Source organism: Paracoccus benzoatiresistens (assembly GCF_026913015.1).
Taxonomy (GTDB): domain Bacteria; phylum Pseudomonadota; class Alphaproteobacteria; order Rhodobacterales; family Rhodobacteraceae; genus Paracoccus; species Paracoccus benzoatiresistens.
In genome coordinates this window covers 1-13635 of sequence record NZ_JAPTYD010000001.1, presented here as the reverse complement: position 1 = coordinate 13635, position 13635 = coordinate 1, and the positions used below count along the sequence as shown (strand labels likewise).

Annotated in this window: 11 protein-coding genes and 1 pseudogene; 7 read left to right on the top strand and 5 right to left on the bottom strand. The window is 65.1% G+C overall.

Going from position 1 to position 13635, the window contains the following annotated elements:
- The first annotated feature begins 107 nt into the window (after window positions 1–107).
- Window positions 108–866, top strand: coding sequence for a TSUP family transporter (locus OU682_RS00065; protein WP_268940019.1), 759 nt, complete (start codon window positions 108–110; stop codon window positions 864–866).
- Here the strand turns inward: OU682_RS00065 and OU682_RS00060 are convergent.
- Window positions 863–1849: an asparaginase gene (locus tag OU682_RS00060; RefSeq protein WP_268940375.1), complete on the bottom strand. Its 987-nt coding sequence runs from the start codon at window positions 1847–1849 to the stop codon at window positions 863–865. The genes OU682_RS00065 and OU682_RS00060 overlap by 4 nt on opposite strands.
- A gap of 151 nt (window positions 1850–2000) precedes the next feature.
- Between OU682_RS00060 and OU682_RS00055 the strand changes: the two genes are divergently transcribed.
- The 3 genes from OU682_RS00055 (at window position 2001) to OU682_RS00045 (ending at window position 4778) form a co-directional block, all read left to right on the top strand.
- On the top strand, window positions 2001–2525 hold the full coding sequence (locus tag OU682_RS00055; protein ID WP_371832182.1) for an invasion associated locus B family protein: 525 nt from the start codon (window positions 2001–2003) through the stop codon (window positions 2523–2525).
- A 193-nt stretch (window positions 2526–2718) separates the two neighbouring features.
- Window positions 2719–3888 carry a dual-specificity RNA methyltransferase RlmN gene (rlmN, locus tag OU682_RS00050; protein WP_268940018.1) on the top strand — a complete coding sequence of 390 codons (1170 nt, stop codon included), beginning with the start codon at window positions 2719–2721 and terminating at the stop codon, window positions 3886–3888.
- Window positions 3889–4010: 122 nt separating this feature from the next.
- Window positions 4011–4778, top strand: a complete 768-nt coding sequence (locus OU682_RS00045; protein ID WP_268940017.1) for a glycosyltransferase family 2 protein — start codon at window positions 4011–4013, stop codon at window positions 4776–4778.
- A gap of 37 nt (window positions 4779–4815) precedes the next feature.
- Here the strand turns inward: OU682_RS00045 and OU682_RS00040 are convergent, their stop codons facing one another.
- Window positions 4816–5652: an LOG family protein gene (locus OU682_RS00040; protein ID WP_268940016.1), complete on the bottom strand. Its 837-nt coding sequence runs from the start codon at window positions 5650–5652 to the stop codon at window positions 4816–4818.
- A gap of 108 nt (window positions 5653–5760) precedes the next feature.
- Between OU682_RS00040 and dapD the strand changes: the two genes are divergently transcribed.
- The 3 genes from dapD to carB all read left to right on the top strand — a co-directional run bounded on the left by dapD (window position 5761) and on the right by carB (window position 10512).
- Window positions 5761–6582 carry a 2,3,4,5-tetrahydropyridine-2,6-dicarboxylate N-succinyltransferase gene (dapD, locus tag OU682_RS00035; protein WP_268940015.1) on the top strand — a complete coding sequence of 274 codons (822 nt, stop codon included), beginning with the start codon at window positions 5761–5763 and terminating at the stop codon, window positions 6580–6582.
- An 11-nt stretch (window positions 6583–6593) separates the two neighbouring features.
- Entirely contained in the window at window positions 6594–7049 is a 456-nt protein-coding gene (locus OU682_RS00030) for a YaiI/YqxD family protein (RefSeq protein ID WP_268940014.1), read from the top strand.
- A 124-nt stretch (window positions 7050–7173) separates the two neighbouring features.
- Window positions 7174–10512: a carbamoyl-phosphate synthase large subunit gene (gene carB, locus OU682_RS00025; RefSeq protein ID WP_268940013.1), complete on the top strand. Its 3339-nt coding sequence runs from the start codon at window positions 7174–7176 to the stop codon at window positions 10510–10512.
- Here the strand turns inward: carB and OU682_RS24200 are convergent.
- The 3 genes and pseudogenes from OU682_RS24200 to OU682_RS00005 form a co-directional block, all read right to left on the bottom strand.
- Window positions 10404–11051: a transposase gene (locus tag OU682_RS24200; RefSeq protein WP_371832181.1), complete on the bottom strand. Its 648-nt coding sequence runs from the start codon at window positions 11049–11051 to the stop codon at window positions 10404–10406. The two genes, carB and OU682_RS24200, sit on opposite strands and share 109 nt — an antisense overlap.
- 40 nt (window positions 11052–11091) lie before the next feature.
- A pseudogene (locus tag OU682_RS00015) lies at window positions 11092–12351 on the bottom strand (IS256 family transposase).
- A gap of 478 nt (window positions 12352–12829) precedes the next feature.
- Window positions 12830–13635 (bottom strand): DUF1217 domain-containing protein (locus OU682_RS00005; RefSeq protein WP_268940011.1); only part of this gene is annotated, 806 nt, incomplete at its 5' end.

Genomic DNA, 13635 nt, shown 5'->3' with positions numbered 1-13635 from the left:
GACTTTTCTGCAGCGGCGGATGCCTGCCCCCCTGCGGCAGGCGGGGGCGTGAAACCCCGGCTGTCCCTGCCTTTACAAAACCCCTCCAAAGGCGCATGGCGCGGATCATGCTGGATCTTTCCCTCGAACTTTTCGCCATTCTCGCCGTCGCAGGCTTTTCCGCGGGCTTCATCGATTCCATCGCCGGGGGCGGCGGGCTGATCACCCTGCCCGCGCTGATGCTGGCGGGGATCCCGCCCGCGCAGGCCCTGGCCACGAACAAGGTGCAGGGCGTCTTCGGCGCGGCGACGGCGGCCATCAGCTATGCCGCGCGGGGGCTGGTGGATCTGCGCAGCCAGTGGAGATCGGCGCTGGTCGCGGGGCTGGCGGGGGCGCTTGGCGCGGCGCTTGTCAGCGTTCTGCCGACCGACAGGCTGCGGCTGGTCCTGCCGGTGATCCTGATCGCCATCGCCGCCTTCTTCGCGCTGAAGCCGGGCCTTGATGACAGGGACCGCGTGCAGCGCGTGGCAGGGGCGACCTTTGCGGTCACGGCGGTGCCGCTGGTCGGCTTTTATGACGGGCTCCTGGGGCCGGGGGCGGGGTCCTTCTACATGATCGCCTTTGTCACGCTGGCAGGATACGGCGTGCTGAAGGCGACCGCCCATACCAAGATGCTGAACTTCGCCTCGAACCTGGGCGGGCTTGCGGCCTTCGCGCTGGTAGGCCAGCCGCTGTGGCTTCTGGGCATCGTGATGGGCGCGGCGCAGATCGCGGGCGCCGCCTTGGGGGCGCGGCTGGCAAGCCGCATCGGCGCGCGGCTGATCAAGCCGCTGCTGGTCGCGACCTCGACCGCGCTGGCGCTGCGGCTGATCTGGCAGATGATCTAGGCGGGGAAGCCGGGGGCGGTCCGCATCTCTCCGGTCACCAGGCCGCGGCAGTTGCGGAGGGGATCGGTCAGCAGGCGGCCGACCGCCGGATGGTTCTCGGCGAGCACGCCCAGATGCACCAGAAGCGCGGTGATCGCCGCCTCGACCGCGCGGGTGCCGCCATCCGCGACCTTCAGCGCGACGCCCAGTCCCTGCTCGGGCAGGATTGCTACGAAGACCGCCTCGGCCCCGGTCTTGGCCGCGGCCCTGCCATCCATGGCGCGCATCAGGACCGTGCAGGCCCGCCCCTCGCCCGCGACCATCTCGGGGTGGGTCCGCATGGCATCGACCAGCCGCCGCATCGCCCGGCCACGCAGATCGTCGCGCGGATCGGCGAAGGCCGCCATGGCCCGGCCCAGCCCCGCCAGAGAGCAGGACCAGTTCGGGGCCGAGCATCCGTCGATGCCGTAGCCGGGGCTGACCTCGGCCGTCACCTCCTCGAAGGCGGCCTTGACCGCCTGCTGGACGGGATGATCGGGATCGACATAGTCCGGACCGCCGCCCAGGTGACGGTTCAGTGTCAGAAAGCCCGCATGCTTGCCCGAGCAGTTGTTGTGAAGCTGGCAGGGGGCTTCGTCGCTGCAGGTTAGGCGGCGGTTTTCGTCCCGGTCCTGCGGCATGTGGCAGCCGCAGCGCAGGTCGGCCTCGCCAAGGCCCAAGACGTGCAGCCAGTCGCCCACGGCCTCGACATGCATCCGCGCGCCGCTGTGGCTGGCGCAGGCCAGGGCCAGTTGCCGGTCGGTCAGCCCGGCCGCATCGGCCGCCCCGCTTTCGATCAAGGGCAGCGCTTGGATCATCTTGCAGGATGACCGGGGAAAGACGATCCGGCCGGAACGGCCCCAGGCCTCGACCACGCCCTTGCTGTCGCAGACGACGGCATCGCCGCAATGCAGGCTTTCGCGCTGCCCGCCGCGCCACAACTCGATCAATTCCGCCGACCGCATCGCCCGCCCCCCTGACAATTGCGCGATTTCCAGTCTTGCGCTCTTTTTCACGCGATGATTTTGGCTATCCTGCCCACAGATGGTTGAAAAGACCACAGCAATCGGGAAAAACGCCCCCTGATGTGGCGAAACCTTGGCAGGAGGCCAGAGCATGACCAATACCACGCTGCGCGGCATGACCGCCGCCCTTGCCCTGATGGTGGGCTTGGGGGCGGCATCGGCGCAGGAATCCACCAATGTCGTGGCGACCGAAGGCGACTGGACCGTCTTCGCGGCGGAAAACCCCAAGGAATGCTGGGCCGTTTCGCCACCGAAAGCCACGCAGAACACCGATGGGAACGGCAACCCGCGCGAGGTGACGCGCGGCGACATCCGCCTTTACGTGGCCTATCGCCCTGGCCAGGGCGGCGAGGTGTCCTTCAGCGGCGGCTATCCCTTCGCGCCCGACAGCACGGTCGAGGTCGATATCGGCGGCAACAAGTTCAACCTGTTCACCGAGGGCGAAAGCGCCTGGACCGGAAGCGCGTCGGAGGATGAGAAGCTGATCACCGCCCTGCGCAGCGGGTCGAACGCGGTCATCACCGGGCGGTCCTCGCGCGGCACCGTGACCAAGGACACCTTCAGCCTGGCGGGCATCACGGCGGCCACGAACACGGCCAAGTCGCGCTGCGAATAAGCGCCGGGGGGGTCACACCCCCCCTGCCTGCCCCAGGGCGGCAGGCATTCGCGCTGAAGAAAGTCACCGGACTTTTTCCGGGCGCATCTCGCCCGGAGGGATATTCGGACCAAAGTGAAAGGCGAGGCCGGTTGATTTTCGGCCTCGCTTCGCTTATCTGCGGGTCTTTCACGCCTTATCGCCGGTTTGCCCCATGAACGCGCCCATCACGCAGGATGTCCTGACCCTTCCCCGCAAGCTGCCGGACAGCGGGCGCACGAACATCATCGGCCTGACGCGCGATCAGTTGTGGGACGCGCTGATCGCGGCCGGAACGCCGGAAAAGCAGGCCAAGATGCGCGTGGGCCAGGTCTGGCAGTGGGTGTATCACTGGGGCGTGCGCGATTTCGCGCAGATGAGCAACCTGGCCAAGGACTATCGCGCCCTTCTGGCCGAGAAGTTCGAGATCGCCCTGCCCGAGATCGTGACCCGGCAGGTCAGCGCCGACGGCACGCGCAAGTATCTGGTCCGCATCGCCGGCGGCCACGAGGTCGAGACCGTCTATATCCCCGAGGAAGGGCGCGGCACGCTGTGTGTGTCCAGCCAGGTCGGCTGCACGCTGACCTGCTCCTTCTGCCATACCGGCACGCAGAAGCTGGTGCGCAACCTGACCGCGGGCGAGATCGTCGGCCAGCTGATGCTAGCCCGCGACGACCTGGGCGAATGGCCGCTTCCCGGCGCCCCCAAGGACGAAACGCGCCTGGTCAGCAACATCGTGCTGATGGGCATGGGCGAGCCGCTGTACAACTTCGACGCCGTGCGCGACGCCATGCGCGTCTGCATGGACAACGAGGGGCTGTCGCTGTCACGCCGCCGCATTACCCTGTCCACCAGCGGCGTCGTCCCCGAGATCGCGCGGACCGCCGAGGAGATCGGCTGCCAGCTTGCCGTCAGCTTCCACGCGACCACTGACGAGGTCCGCAACGTCCTGGTGCCGATCAACAGGCGCTGGAACATCGCAACGCTGCTTGACGCGCTTCGCGATTATCCGCGGCTGTCCAACAGTGAGCGGATCACCTTCGAATACGTGATGCTGGCGGGCGTGAACGACAGCGACGAGGATGCCCACCGCCTGGTGGATCTGATCCGCGGCATTCCCGCCAAGATCAACCTGATCCCCTTCAACGAATGGCCGGGCGCGCCCTACAAGCGCTCCAGCAACAACCGCATCCACGCCTTCGCGGACATCATCTACAAGGCGGGCTATGCCAGCCCCATCCGCACCCCGCGCGGCGAGGACATCATGGCGGCCTGCGGGCAGCTGAAGTCGGCGACGGAACGGGGGCGGAAGAGCCGGGCGGAGATTGCGGCGGAGGCGGGTTAGGCAATTCCGGCGGTTCTGCCCGCCGCGGGTCGTTCGACTGGACATGCCGTGCTGCGTTATCGAAAAAAGCATAAGCCTTCGGCTGTGTTTGGCTCGAGTGTATCGAGTTTCAGGAGTGTGGGATGCAGCCTTTGATTTCCGTGATCATCACGACACACCAACGCCCCGTCCTGTTGCGCCGCGCGATCGAATCTGTTCTGCAGCAAGGCGATCTGGCTGAGATCATCTTGTGTTCGGACGAGTCCTCCCTGCCGACAGCTCAGGTCGCCACGGAGTTGCTGCGGCCCTCGGACAGCTTCCTGCGGCTGCCGCAGTTAAGGGGTCTGGCCGAGACACGGAACATGGGAATGATGGCCGCGCGGGGACAATGGGTCTGCTTCCTCGACGACGACGACAGCATGGAAGGCGATTTCTTCGCCCGACTGAAACCCATGCTGACGGCGCCGGACGAGGTCGTCTACACGAACTTCACCGAGATCAGGGAAGATATTCTGCCTGGCGGCAGCGCAGAAAGGACGGGCAGCAGGTCGATCAGCCTTGCCGGATTGCAGGTGAGCAACCTTGCCGTGCAGAACTTCATTCCTGTTAGCGCCCTAATAATTCCGCGAAGGCACCTGAAGAGCGTTTCGTTCGACCCATCCCTGAAGTCGCATGAGGATTGGGACCTCATCCTGCAATTGCGAAAACAGGCCCGCTTCCGCCATGCGGACATTTCAGGCCCGAACTACCATATCTCAAGCTCCGCAACACGCAACGACACGGGCGAATTGGCGCGGGCGGAAATCTATCAGCAGATCTATCTGCGTCACAAATTGGTCGGGCCGCGCATCTGGAAGAGGCGCATCAGGAAATTGCTCCGGATCAGGTCAAATGCGACCAGCGTAACATGAGAGGCCGCGTCCCCGCCGATCACCCGCCGGACCGCAGCTACGGCTTCGGCGAGGCATCGATGACCTCCACCGCCTCCTGCGCCGTTTCGACATAGTGGATCAGCCCCAAATCCTCCTCGGAGATCGTCCCCGCCTCGGCCAGGGCCTTCCAGTTGATGATGCCGTCCCAGAACTCGGCGCCGAACATCAGGAAGGGGACGCGGGCCATGCGGCCGGTCTGGATCAGGGTCAGAGCCTCGAAGGTCTCGTCCAGGGTGCCGAAGCCGCCGGGAAAGATGGTGATCGCCCGCGCGCGCATCAGGAAATGCATCTTGCGGATCGCGAAGTAGTGGAAGTTAAAGCACAGCTCCGGCGTCACATAGACGTTCGGCGCCTGTTCGTGCGGCAGCACGATGCCCAGGCCGATGGACTTGCCGCCCGCCTGATGGGCGCCCAGATTGCCCGCCTCCATCACGCCGGGGCCGCCGCCGGTGGTGATGACAAACTCGCGTCCGCCCGTTTCCAGGCTGCGGCGGGTCATCTCCTGCGCGAAAAGCCGCGCTTCCTCGTAATAGGCCGACAGCTTCGCCAGCGTGGGCGTCCGTGCGCGGCCTGCGTTTTCGGGCGAAGGGATGCGCGCGCCGCCGAACATCACGACGGTCGATTCCACCCCGGCCTCGTCCAGCAGCATCTGCGGCTTCAGCAGTTCCAGTTGCAGGCGGACGGGGCGCAACTCCTCGCGCAGCAGGAAGTCGCGGTCGGTGAAGGCCAGCTGATAGGCGGGTGAGCGCGTCTGCGGAGTATCCGGAATGTGCCGGGCACGGACCGCATCCTCTTCACTGTGGGGAAAGGGATAGGCGCGGTCTTCGGCGGTTATCGGCTTCGCGTCACTCATCGGATCCTCGGGCATTTGCGGCTTTGGTGCGGATTGCACGGGCCTTGCCACAGGCTTATAGCCCGGCCGTGACAGTTTCCACCCATGCCGCAGATCCGAGGAGAGGCCATGACCCAAGCACTTGAGACCGCCATCGAGGCCGCGTGGGAAGCCCGCGCCGATATCGACGCGCGCACTGACGGCTTCGTGCGCGAGGCGGTGGAAGAGGTTTTGGCCCAGTTGGACAGCGGCGCCCTGCGCGTGGCCGAGAAGCGCGGCGACGGCTGGCATGTGAACCAGTGGGCGAAAAAGGCCGTTCTTCTGTCCTTCCGGCTCAACGACATGGAGGAAATGTCGGGCGGCCCGCAGGGGTCCGGCTGGTGGGACAAGGTGCCCTCGAAATTCGCGGGCTGGGGCGACAACCAGTGGCGCGCGGCGGGCTTCCGCGCGGTGCCCGGCGCCATCGTGCGGCGCAGCGCCTTTATCGGCAAGGGGGCGGTGCTGATGCCCTCCTTCGTGAACCTGGGCGCCCATGTGGGCGAGGGCACGATGGTCGACACCTGGGCCACCGTCGGGTCCTGCGCGCAGATCGGGAAGAACGTCCACCTGTCGGGTGGCGTCGGCATCGGCGGCGTGCTGGAGCCCCTGCAGGCAGGCCCGACGATCATCGAGGATGACTGCTTCATCGGCGCGCGTTCGGAAGTGGTCGAGGGCTGCATCATCCGCGAGGGCTCGGTTTTGGGGATGGGCGTCTTCATCGGCCAGTCCACCAAGATCGTGGACCGCGAAACGGGCGAGGTCATGTATGGCGAGGTTCCCGCCGGGTCTGTCGTCGTCGCGGGGTCCCTGCCCTCGAAGAACGGCGTGAACCTGTATTGCGCGGTGATCGTCAAGCGGGTGGACGCGCAGACGCGGTCCAAGACCTCGATCAACGAATTGCTGCGGGACTGAGGCAAGGGCGGGTGACCACGCTTTTCATCGACGCCGATGCCTGCCCGGTCAAGGCCGAGGCCGAGCGCGTGGCGACGCGGCTGCGCGTGCCGATGGTGCTGGTCTGCAATGGCGGGCTGCGGATGCCCGCCAATCCGCTGGTGCGGCTTCAGATCGTGGCCGAAGGCCCGGACGAGGCCGACAAGTGGATCGCCGACCAATGCGGGCCCGGCGACGTTGTGGTCACGGGCGACCTGCCGCTGGCCGATCGCTGCCTGAAGGCCGGCGCGCAGGTGCTGCGCCATGATGGAGAGGCCTTGACGCTTGCCAATATCGGGCCGCGCCTGGCCACGCGCGACCTGATGGCCGACATCCGCGCGGCCGATCCCTTTCACCAGGGCGGCGGGGCGATGTTCGGCAAGGCGGATCGGGCGCGGTTCCTGCAATCGCTGGACCGGGCGCTGACAATGGCGCTGCGGGCGCGGTAATCACCGGCCCGCCGGCGCATGCATAATCTGCCCGTGCCACCTTGCGGTCTGACCGCGCATGGCTATAACCCCGGACGATTTATCCAGCCCCCGCCGCCACGAAGCCGCCTCCGAGGACCATGCCATGCCGAAAAGAACGGATATCAAGTCGATCCTGATCATCGGCGCAGGCCCCATCGTCATCGGGCAGGCCTGCGAGTTCGACTATTCCGGCGCCCAGGCCTGCAAGGCGCTGCGCGAGGAAGGCTATCGGGTCATCCTGGTCAACTCGAACCCCGCGACGATCATGACCGACCCGGAAATGGCCGACGCAACCTATATCGAGCCGATCACCCCCGAGATCGTCGAGAAGATCATCGCCAAGGAACGCCCCGACGCGCTGCTGCCCACGATGGGCGGGCAGACCGGGCTGAACACCGCCCTGGCGCTGGCCGACATGGGCGTCCTGAACCGTTACGGCGTGGAACTGATCGGCGCGCAGCGCGCCGCCATCGAGATGGCCGAGGACCGCAAGCTGTTCCGCGAGGCGATGGACCGCATCGGGCTGGAAAACCCCAAGGCCACCATTGTCGCCGCGCCGAAGCTGGCCAACGGCAAGTACGACATCAATGCCGGCGTGCAGCAGGCAATGGACGCGCTTGAGGAAATCGGCCTGCCGGCCATCATCCGCCCCGCCTTCACCCTGGGCGGCACCGGCGGCGGCGTCGCCTATAACCGCGACGATTACGAACGGATCGTGCGCTCGGGGCTGGATGCCTCGCCGGTGGCGCAGGTGCTGGTCGATGAAAGCCTGCTGGGCTGGAAGGAATACGAGATGGAGGTGGTGCGGGATCGCAACGACAATGCCATCATCGTCTGCTCCATCGAGAACGTCGATCCGATGGGCGTCCACACGGGCGATTCGATCACCGTGGCCCCGGCGCTCACGCTGACCGACCGCGAATACCAGATCATGCGCAACGGCTCGATTGCCGTGCTGCGCGAGATCGGCGTGGAAACGGGCGGATCGAACGTGCAATGGGCGATCAACCCCGCCGACGGCCGCATGGTGGTGATCGAGATGAACCCGCGCGTGTCGCGGTCGTCCGCCCTGGCCTCCAAGGCGACCGGCTTCCCCATCGCCAAGATCGCCGCCAAGCTGGCGGTGGGCTATACGCTGGACGAGCTGGACAACGATATCACCAAGGTCACGCCCGCGTCCTTTGAACCGTCGATCGACTATGTCGTGACCAAGATCCCCCGCTTCGCCTTCGAGAAGTTTCCCGGCAGCAAGCCCGAACTGACCACCGCGATGAAATCGGTGGGCGAGGTCATGGCCATCGGGCGCAGCTTCCACGAATCGCTGCAAAAGGCGCTTGCCTCGATGGAAAACGGCCTGACCGGCCTGGACGAGATCGCCATCGAAGGGGCGGCCGACCAGGGCAAGCCTGCGGTTATCGCCGCCCTGTCCCGCGCCACCCCCGACCGCATCCGCATCATCGCCGAAGCCATGCGTTTTGGCATGACGGATGACGAAATCCAGCGCATCACCAGCTTTGACCCTTGGTTCCTAGCCCGCATCCGCGAGATCGTGGACGCCGAGCATCAGGTTCGTCATGAAGGCCTGCCCACGGAGGCCGAAGGCTTGCGCCGTCTGAAGATGATGGGCTTCACCGATGCGCGCCTTGCGACCCTGACCGGCCGGGACGAGGCCGAGATCCGCCGCGCCCGCCGCAACGCCGGCATCCTGCCCGTCTTCAAGCGCATCGACACCTGCGCCGCCGAATTCGAGGCCCAGACCCCCTATATGTATTCCACCTATGAAGCCCCGGCGATGGGCGACGTGGAATGCGAATCGCGCCCGACCGACGCGAAAAAAGTGGTCATCCTGGGCGGCGGCCCGAACCGGATCGGCCAGGGGATCGAGTTCGACTATTGCTGCTGCCATGCCTGCTTCGCGCTGACCGACGCCGGCTATGAAACGATCATGGTCAACTGCAACCCGGAAACGGTATCGACCGACTATGACACCTCGGACCGCCTTTATTTCGAGCCGCTGACCCTGGAGCACGTCCTGGAAATCCTGCGCGTGGAGCAGGAGAACGGCACGCTTCATGGCGTCATCGTCCAGTTCGGCGGCCAGACGCCGCTGAAACTTGCCAATGCCCTGGAAGCCGAGGGCATCCCCATCCTCGGCACCACCCCCGACGCCATCGACCTGGCCGAGGATCGCGAGCGCTTCCAGAAGCTCCTGAACGATCTGGGCCTCAGGCAGCCCATCAACGGCATCGCCAGCAGCGCCGAACAGGCCCTGGACATCGCCGGACAGGTCGGCTTCCCGCTGGTCATCCGCCCCTCCTATGTCCTGGGCGGCCGGGGGATGGAGATCGTGCGCGACATGGACCACCTGAAGCGCTACATCACCGAGGCCGTCAGCGTTTCGGGCAAGAACCCGGTCCTGCTCGACAGCTATCTGTCCGGCGCCATCGAGGTCGATGTGGACGCCCTGTCGGACGGCGAAAACGTCCATGTCGCGGGCATCATGGAGCATATCGAGGAAGCGGGCGTCCATTCGGGCGACTCGGCCTGCTCGCTGCCCCCGCACACGCTGGACGCCGCCACCATCGACGAACTGAAGCGCCAGACCGTCGCCATGGCCCGCGCGCTCCGCGTGAGGGGCTTGATGAACGTGCAGTTCGCGCTGAAGGGCGATGCGATCTATGTGCTCGAGGTGAACCCCCGCGCCTCGCGCACCGTGCCCTTCGTGGCCAAGGCCACCGACAGCGCCATCGCCTCCATCGCCGCGCGGCTGATGGCCGGCGAGCCGATGTCGAACTTCCCCGAGCGCCCCCCCTATCCCGAAGGCGTCGGCCCCGAGACCGACCTGCCCTTCGCCGACCCGCTGACGCTTGCCGACCCGATCACGCCCTGGTTCTCGGTCAAGGAGGCCGTGCTGCCCTTTGCCCGCTTCCCGGGCGTCGACACGCTGCTGGGGCCGGAAATGCGCTCGACCGGCGAGGTCATGGGCTGGGACCGCAACTTCGCCCGCGCCTTCCTGAAGGCGCAACTGGGCGCTGGCACCCACCTGCCGGCCGAGGGCCGCGTCTTCATCTCGGTCAAGGACGCCGACAAGACCGAGGCGCTGGCCGCCGCCGCCCGCGACCTGACTGCCATGGGCTTCCAACTTGTCGCGACCAGCGGCACGGCGGACTTCCTGGGATCGCACGGGGTCGAGGCGCAACGCGTGAACAAGGTCTACGAAGGCCGCCCGAACATCGTGGACCGCCTGAAGAACGGCGATATCGCGATGGTCCTGAACACCACCGAGGGCGCGCAAGCCATCGCGGACTCGCGCGAGATCCGGGCCGTCGCGCTCTACGACAAGATCCCGTATTTCACGACCGCCGCCGGGAGCATCGCGGCGGTCGCGGCGATCAAGTCGCGCGGTGAGGGGGAAGTCGGGGTGAGAAGCCTGCAGGCGTAGCGGCTGATCAGGCTCCGGCCCGCTGATTCGGGGCCGGAACGGGATCGTTGCGGCGGTGCGATGGCAGACAGGCAGCTTGCCGGCAGTGGCCGTGGCGTGTTGCGGTGAGTGCCCGAAACTTTGTGCACCTCGCCCGGTTCATGTGGCTTCGGATACGCTCGGGCGCCAAGCGCCCGGCGGACATCATGGCCAACCGCTTGTGCGCCGCATCCCCTTCCCGGACGGTGCGCCGCCCTTCCGAAGCTGCAGATCGCCATGTGGATCAGTTTCGTTGCGAAGTCATCGGCGGTGAATGGATTGCGTGTCCTGATGGAACTCCGGATCGCGCTGTTCAGACTCTCAATGGCGTTGGTCGCACGGGCCACCTTCCGGATCGCCGGACCGAAAGCAAGAAATGGGATCACCTCGGCTCGTGCCCGGCACCAGGCCGGGGTGATCGAGGCAGATTTCGCGGTCCCTTTCTCCACGATGGTATCAAGTTCCGCGGCATCCCTGTCGGTGCATGGGGCGTTGCAGATCCGGCGCAGATCGGCGGTCACCGCCCTGCGCGAGATATGGGCCAGAGTTGGTGACGCCTGATCAGGCGGCGGCTAGAAGTTGACGGAGGCCGTCGCGGCACTCAACCTCCTGGATGATCTCCGGCAGGCGGTTCTGGCCGTCGAGCTTTCGCCACTTCTTCTGCGCCGACATCATCAGCTTGAAGGCCATGGCCAGTCCGGTCCTGCGGCTGAGGCAACCTTTGGTGCGCTTGGTGCGGTGCCGGACGGTCGCGAAGGTGCTTTCAATCGGGTTCGATGTCCGAATGTGTTTCCAGTGCTCGGCCGGGTAGTCGTGAGACAGGTCAGCAACGCCTCGCGATCCTTGACCAGCTTGGCAACCGCCTTGTCGTATTTGACGCCGCAGGTTTCGATGAAGAAATCGAAAGCAGCGTTGGCCTCGGCCTTGGTTTCCGCCTGCCAGATGTCGTGCAGCTGGCTCTTGGCCTTGGCCTGCAGCGACTTCGGCAGCGCATTCAGCACGTTCACTGCCTTGTGGACCCAACACCGCTGCTCGCGCGTGGTGGCGAAGACCTCGCGCAGCGCGGTCCAGAACCCGAGCGCCCCGTCGCCGATGGCCAGCTTGGGATCCTGCTTCAGGCCCGGCGCCGGAGATCGAGCAAGAGCTCACGCCAGCTCTCGGTGCTTTCGCGGAAGCCGTCGATCATCGCCAGAAGCTCCTTGCGGCCATATTCATCAGCCCAGACGATCACCAGAACGCATTGCCTTTCCTCGGCCATGCGCGGTTTGAAATACACCCCGTCAGCCCAGATGTAGAGGAAGCGCCGATGGCTCAGGTCGCGTTTTTGCCAGGCCTCATAGTCGTTCCACCAGTCAGCTTGTCACGCCGCGTGATTGTCTTGGCCGATAGCCCATGGGCGTTTGGGCCCAGAAGCGCCGCCAAGGCTTCGCTGAAGTCCCCCGTGCTGACGCCCTTGAGGTAAAGCCAGGGCAGCAGCTCATCGACCGATTTCGCCTTGCGCAGGTATCGCGGCAGGATGCTGGGTGTGAAGGTGATCTTGTCCTCACCGGGCTTGCGATCGCGCACCCGCGGCACTTTCACCGGCACGGGGCCAATGCCGGTCATCACCTCGCGTTCCGGCAGGTAACCATGGCGCACCAGCCGTGATGTCCCATTCTCCAGCGTCTCCTCGGAAAACGCGGCCATCAGCGCCGCCAGCTCCGCATGGATCGCCTGTTCGATCAGCTTGCGCGCGCCATTGCGGAGGACGTCGGTGAATGCATAGGCGCTGAATCCCGATGGAACGGGGAGCTGGGTGATGGTATTCTCTGCACGTGGCATATCCCTTTCTCGGTTGAGAATTGACGGCGCGTGAACACCGCCATGACATGCCGCCCCTCAGGGCATCACCAACTTTCGCTCATTACTCCCCTGCGCCCCTTCCAAGCGCAGCAGTTCAGACCGGCGCATTGGCTGTTGGCAGATCGCGGCCATGGCTGCCGACCGGCTGGGGGAAGTCACTGAGGACACGGGGGTAGGGGTCTGCCTCCCTGACCGGACATCCCCAAGGGGCCGTGACATCCGACAAGCGGTGCTTCCGGCGGCGCAAACGGATCGAGATCATGTCCGGCAAGCTCAAGGACCGGAAGCGCATCGCAACACGGCACGACCACTGCCGGAAACCCTTTCTTCCCGCCATCGCACTCACCGCGACAGTCCTGTTCCCGGCTCTGTAACTCAAGGGGTCTGGAGCTTAGCGCAAGCACTACTCAATACAGTTTCTCTCAAGGCAAGATACTGAACACATTTGTCATTATGACTAATCAACTCGACCTGACAACAAGGTCAGCGCCGCACTATAACGGTTTGTGCTTGTTGTCGTCTGGATCTGGGACAGCGCCAGATAGCGCGTGAGCAACTTGTCGGTCATCTCATCCTTACCGATCTGGGCAAAGTTGCTGCTGCCCAAGATACGCTCGGAAGCCGACATGAACTCCTCCAGTTGCCGGTCGACCGACAGGTTGGCGATCGTGCTTCCAAAGCCGAAGGCGCCTTCGAAAACCTCGCGCAGGGCTTTGTTGCCAAGAACCTCGTACCACATCGTCTTGTCGCTCGAGGTGCGAGTCGCAAAAGCCTTCATTTCGTTCCTCGCGTTCAGGGCCAAGCGATAGCTTTCGTCCCCTTCTCCGACGCGCTTCTCGAACTGCCGCCGGACATAGGCTTCCGTCACCTTGCCGCTTGTGCCCTCGGTATTGTCCAAGTTCCGGAATGCCTGGGCAAGCTTGAGATAGCGCTTGTCGCCAAGCCGGTTGACCAAGGATGCACTGTCGCCGATATCCGATTCCAGCACCTTGCGGATGAAAGCCTTGTTGGCGATGTCATCTTCCAGCCCGATGGCGCCCAAGGCCACCTTCAGCATCCTGTAATCCCCGACCAGATCCTCGGCCGTTGTGTCCTGGGTCAGGTTCTCGCGGAAATAGGCCGTGGCGCGCTGGATAATACCAATCGCCTTGATCTCTGACTCGCTCGGGATTCCCTTCGACCTGAAAATCTGAATCATGGGCCTTGAGGGATGGAGGCTTTGATGGCGGTTGAGATCACGCGCACGGATATGTCGGCAAGCGA

Coding starts and splice junctions, on each gene's coding strand:
- OU682_RS00065 (WP_268940019.1), top strand. CDS start 108: ATGCTGGATCTTTCCCTCGAACTTTTCGCCATTCTCGCCGTCGCAGGC.
- OU682_RS00060 (WP_268940375.1), bottom strand. CDS start 1,849: ATGCGGTCGGCGGAATTGATCGAGTTGTGGCGCGGCGGGCAGCGCGAA.
- OU682_RS00055 (WP_371832182.1), top strand. CDS start 2,001: ATGACCAATACCACGCTGCGCGGCATGACCGCCGCCCTTGCCCTGATG.
- rlmN (WP_268940018.1), top strand. CDS start 2,719: ATGAACGCGCCCATCACGCAGGATGTCCTGACCCTTCCCCGCAAGCTG.
- OU682_RS00045 (WP_268940017.1), top strand. CDS start 4,011: ATGCAGCCTTTGATTTCCGTGATCATCACGACACACCAACGCCCCGTC.
- OU682_RS00040 (WP_268940016.1), bottom strand. CDS start 5,652: ATGAGTGACGCGAAGCCGATAACCGCCGAAGACCGCGCCTATCCCTTT.
- dapD (WP_268940015.1), top strand. CDS start 5,761: ATGACCCAAGCACTTGAGACCGCCATCGAGGCCGCGTGGGAAGCCCGC.
- carB (WP_268940013.1), top strand. CDS start 7,174: ATGCCGAAAAGAACGGATATCAAGTCGATCCTGATCATCGGCGCAGGC.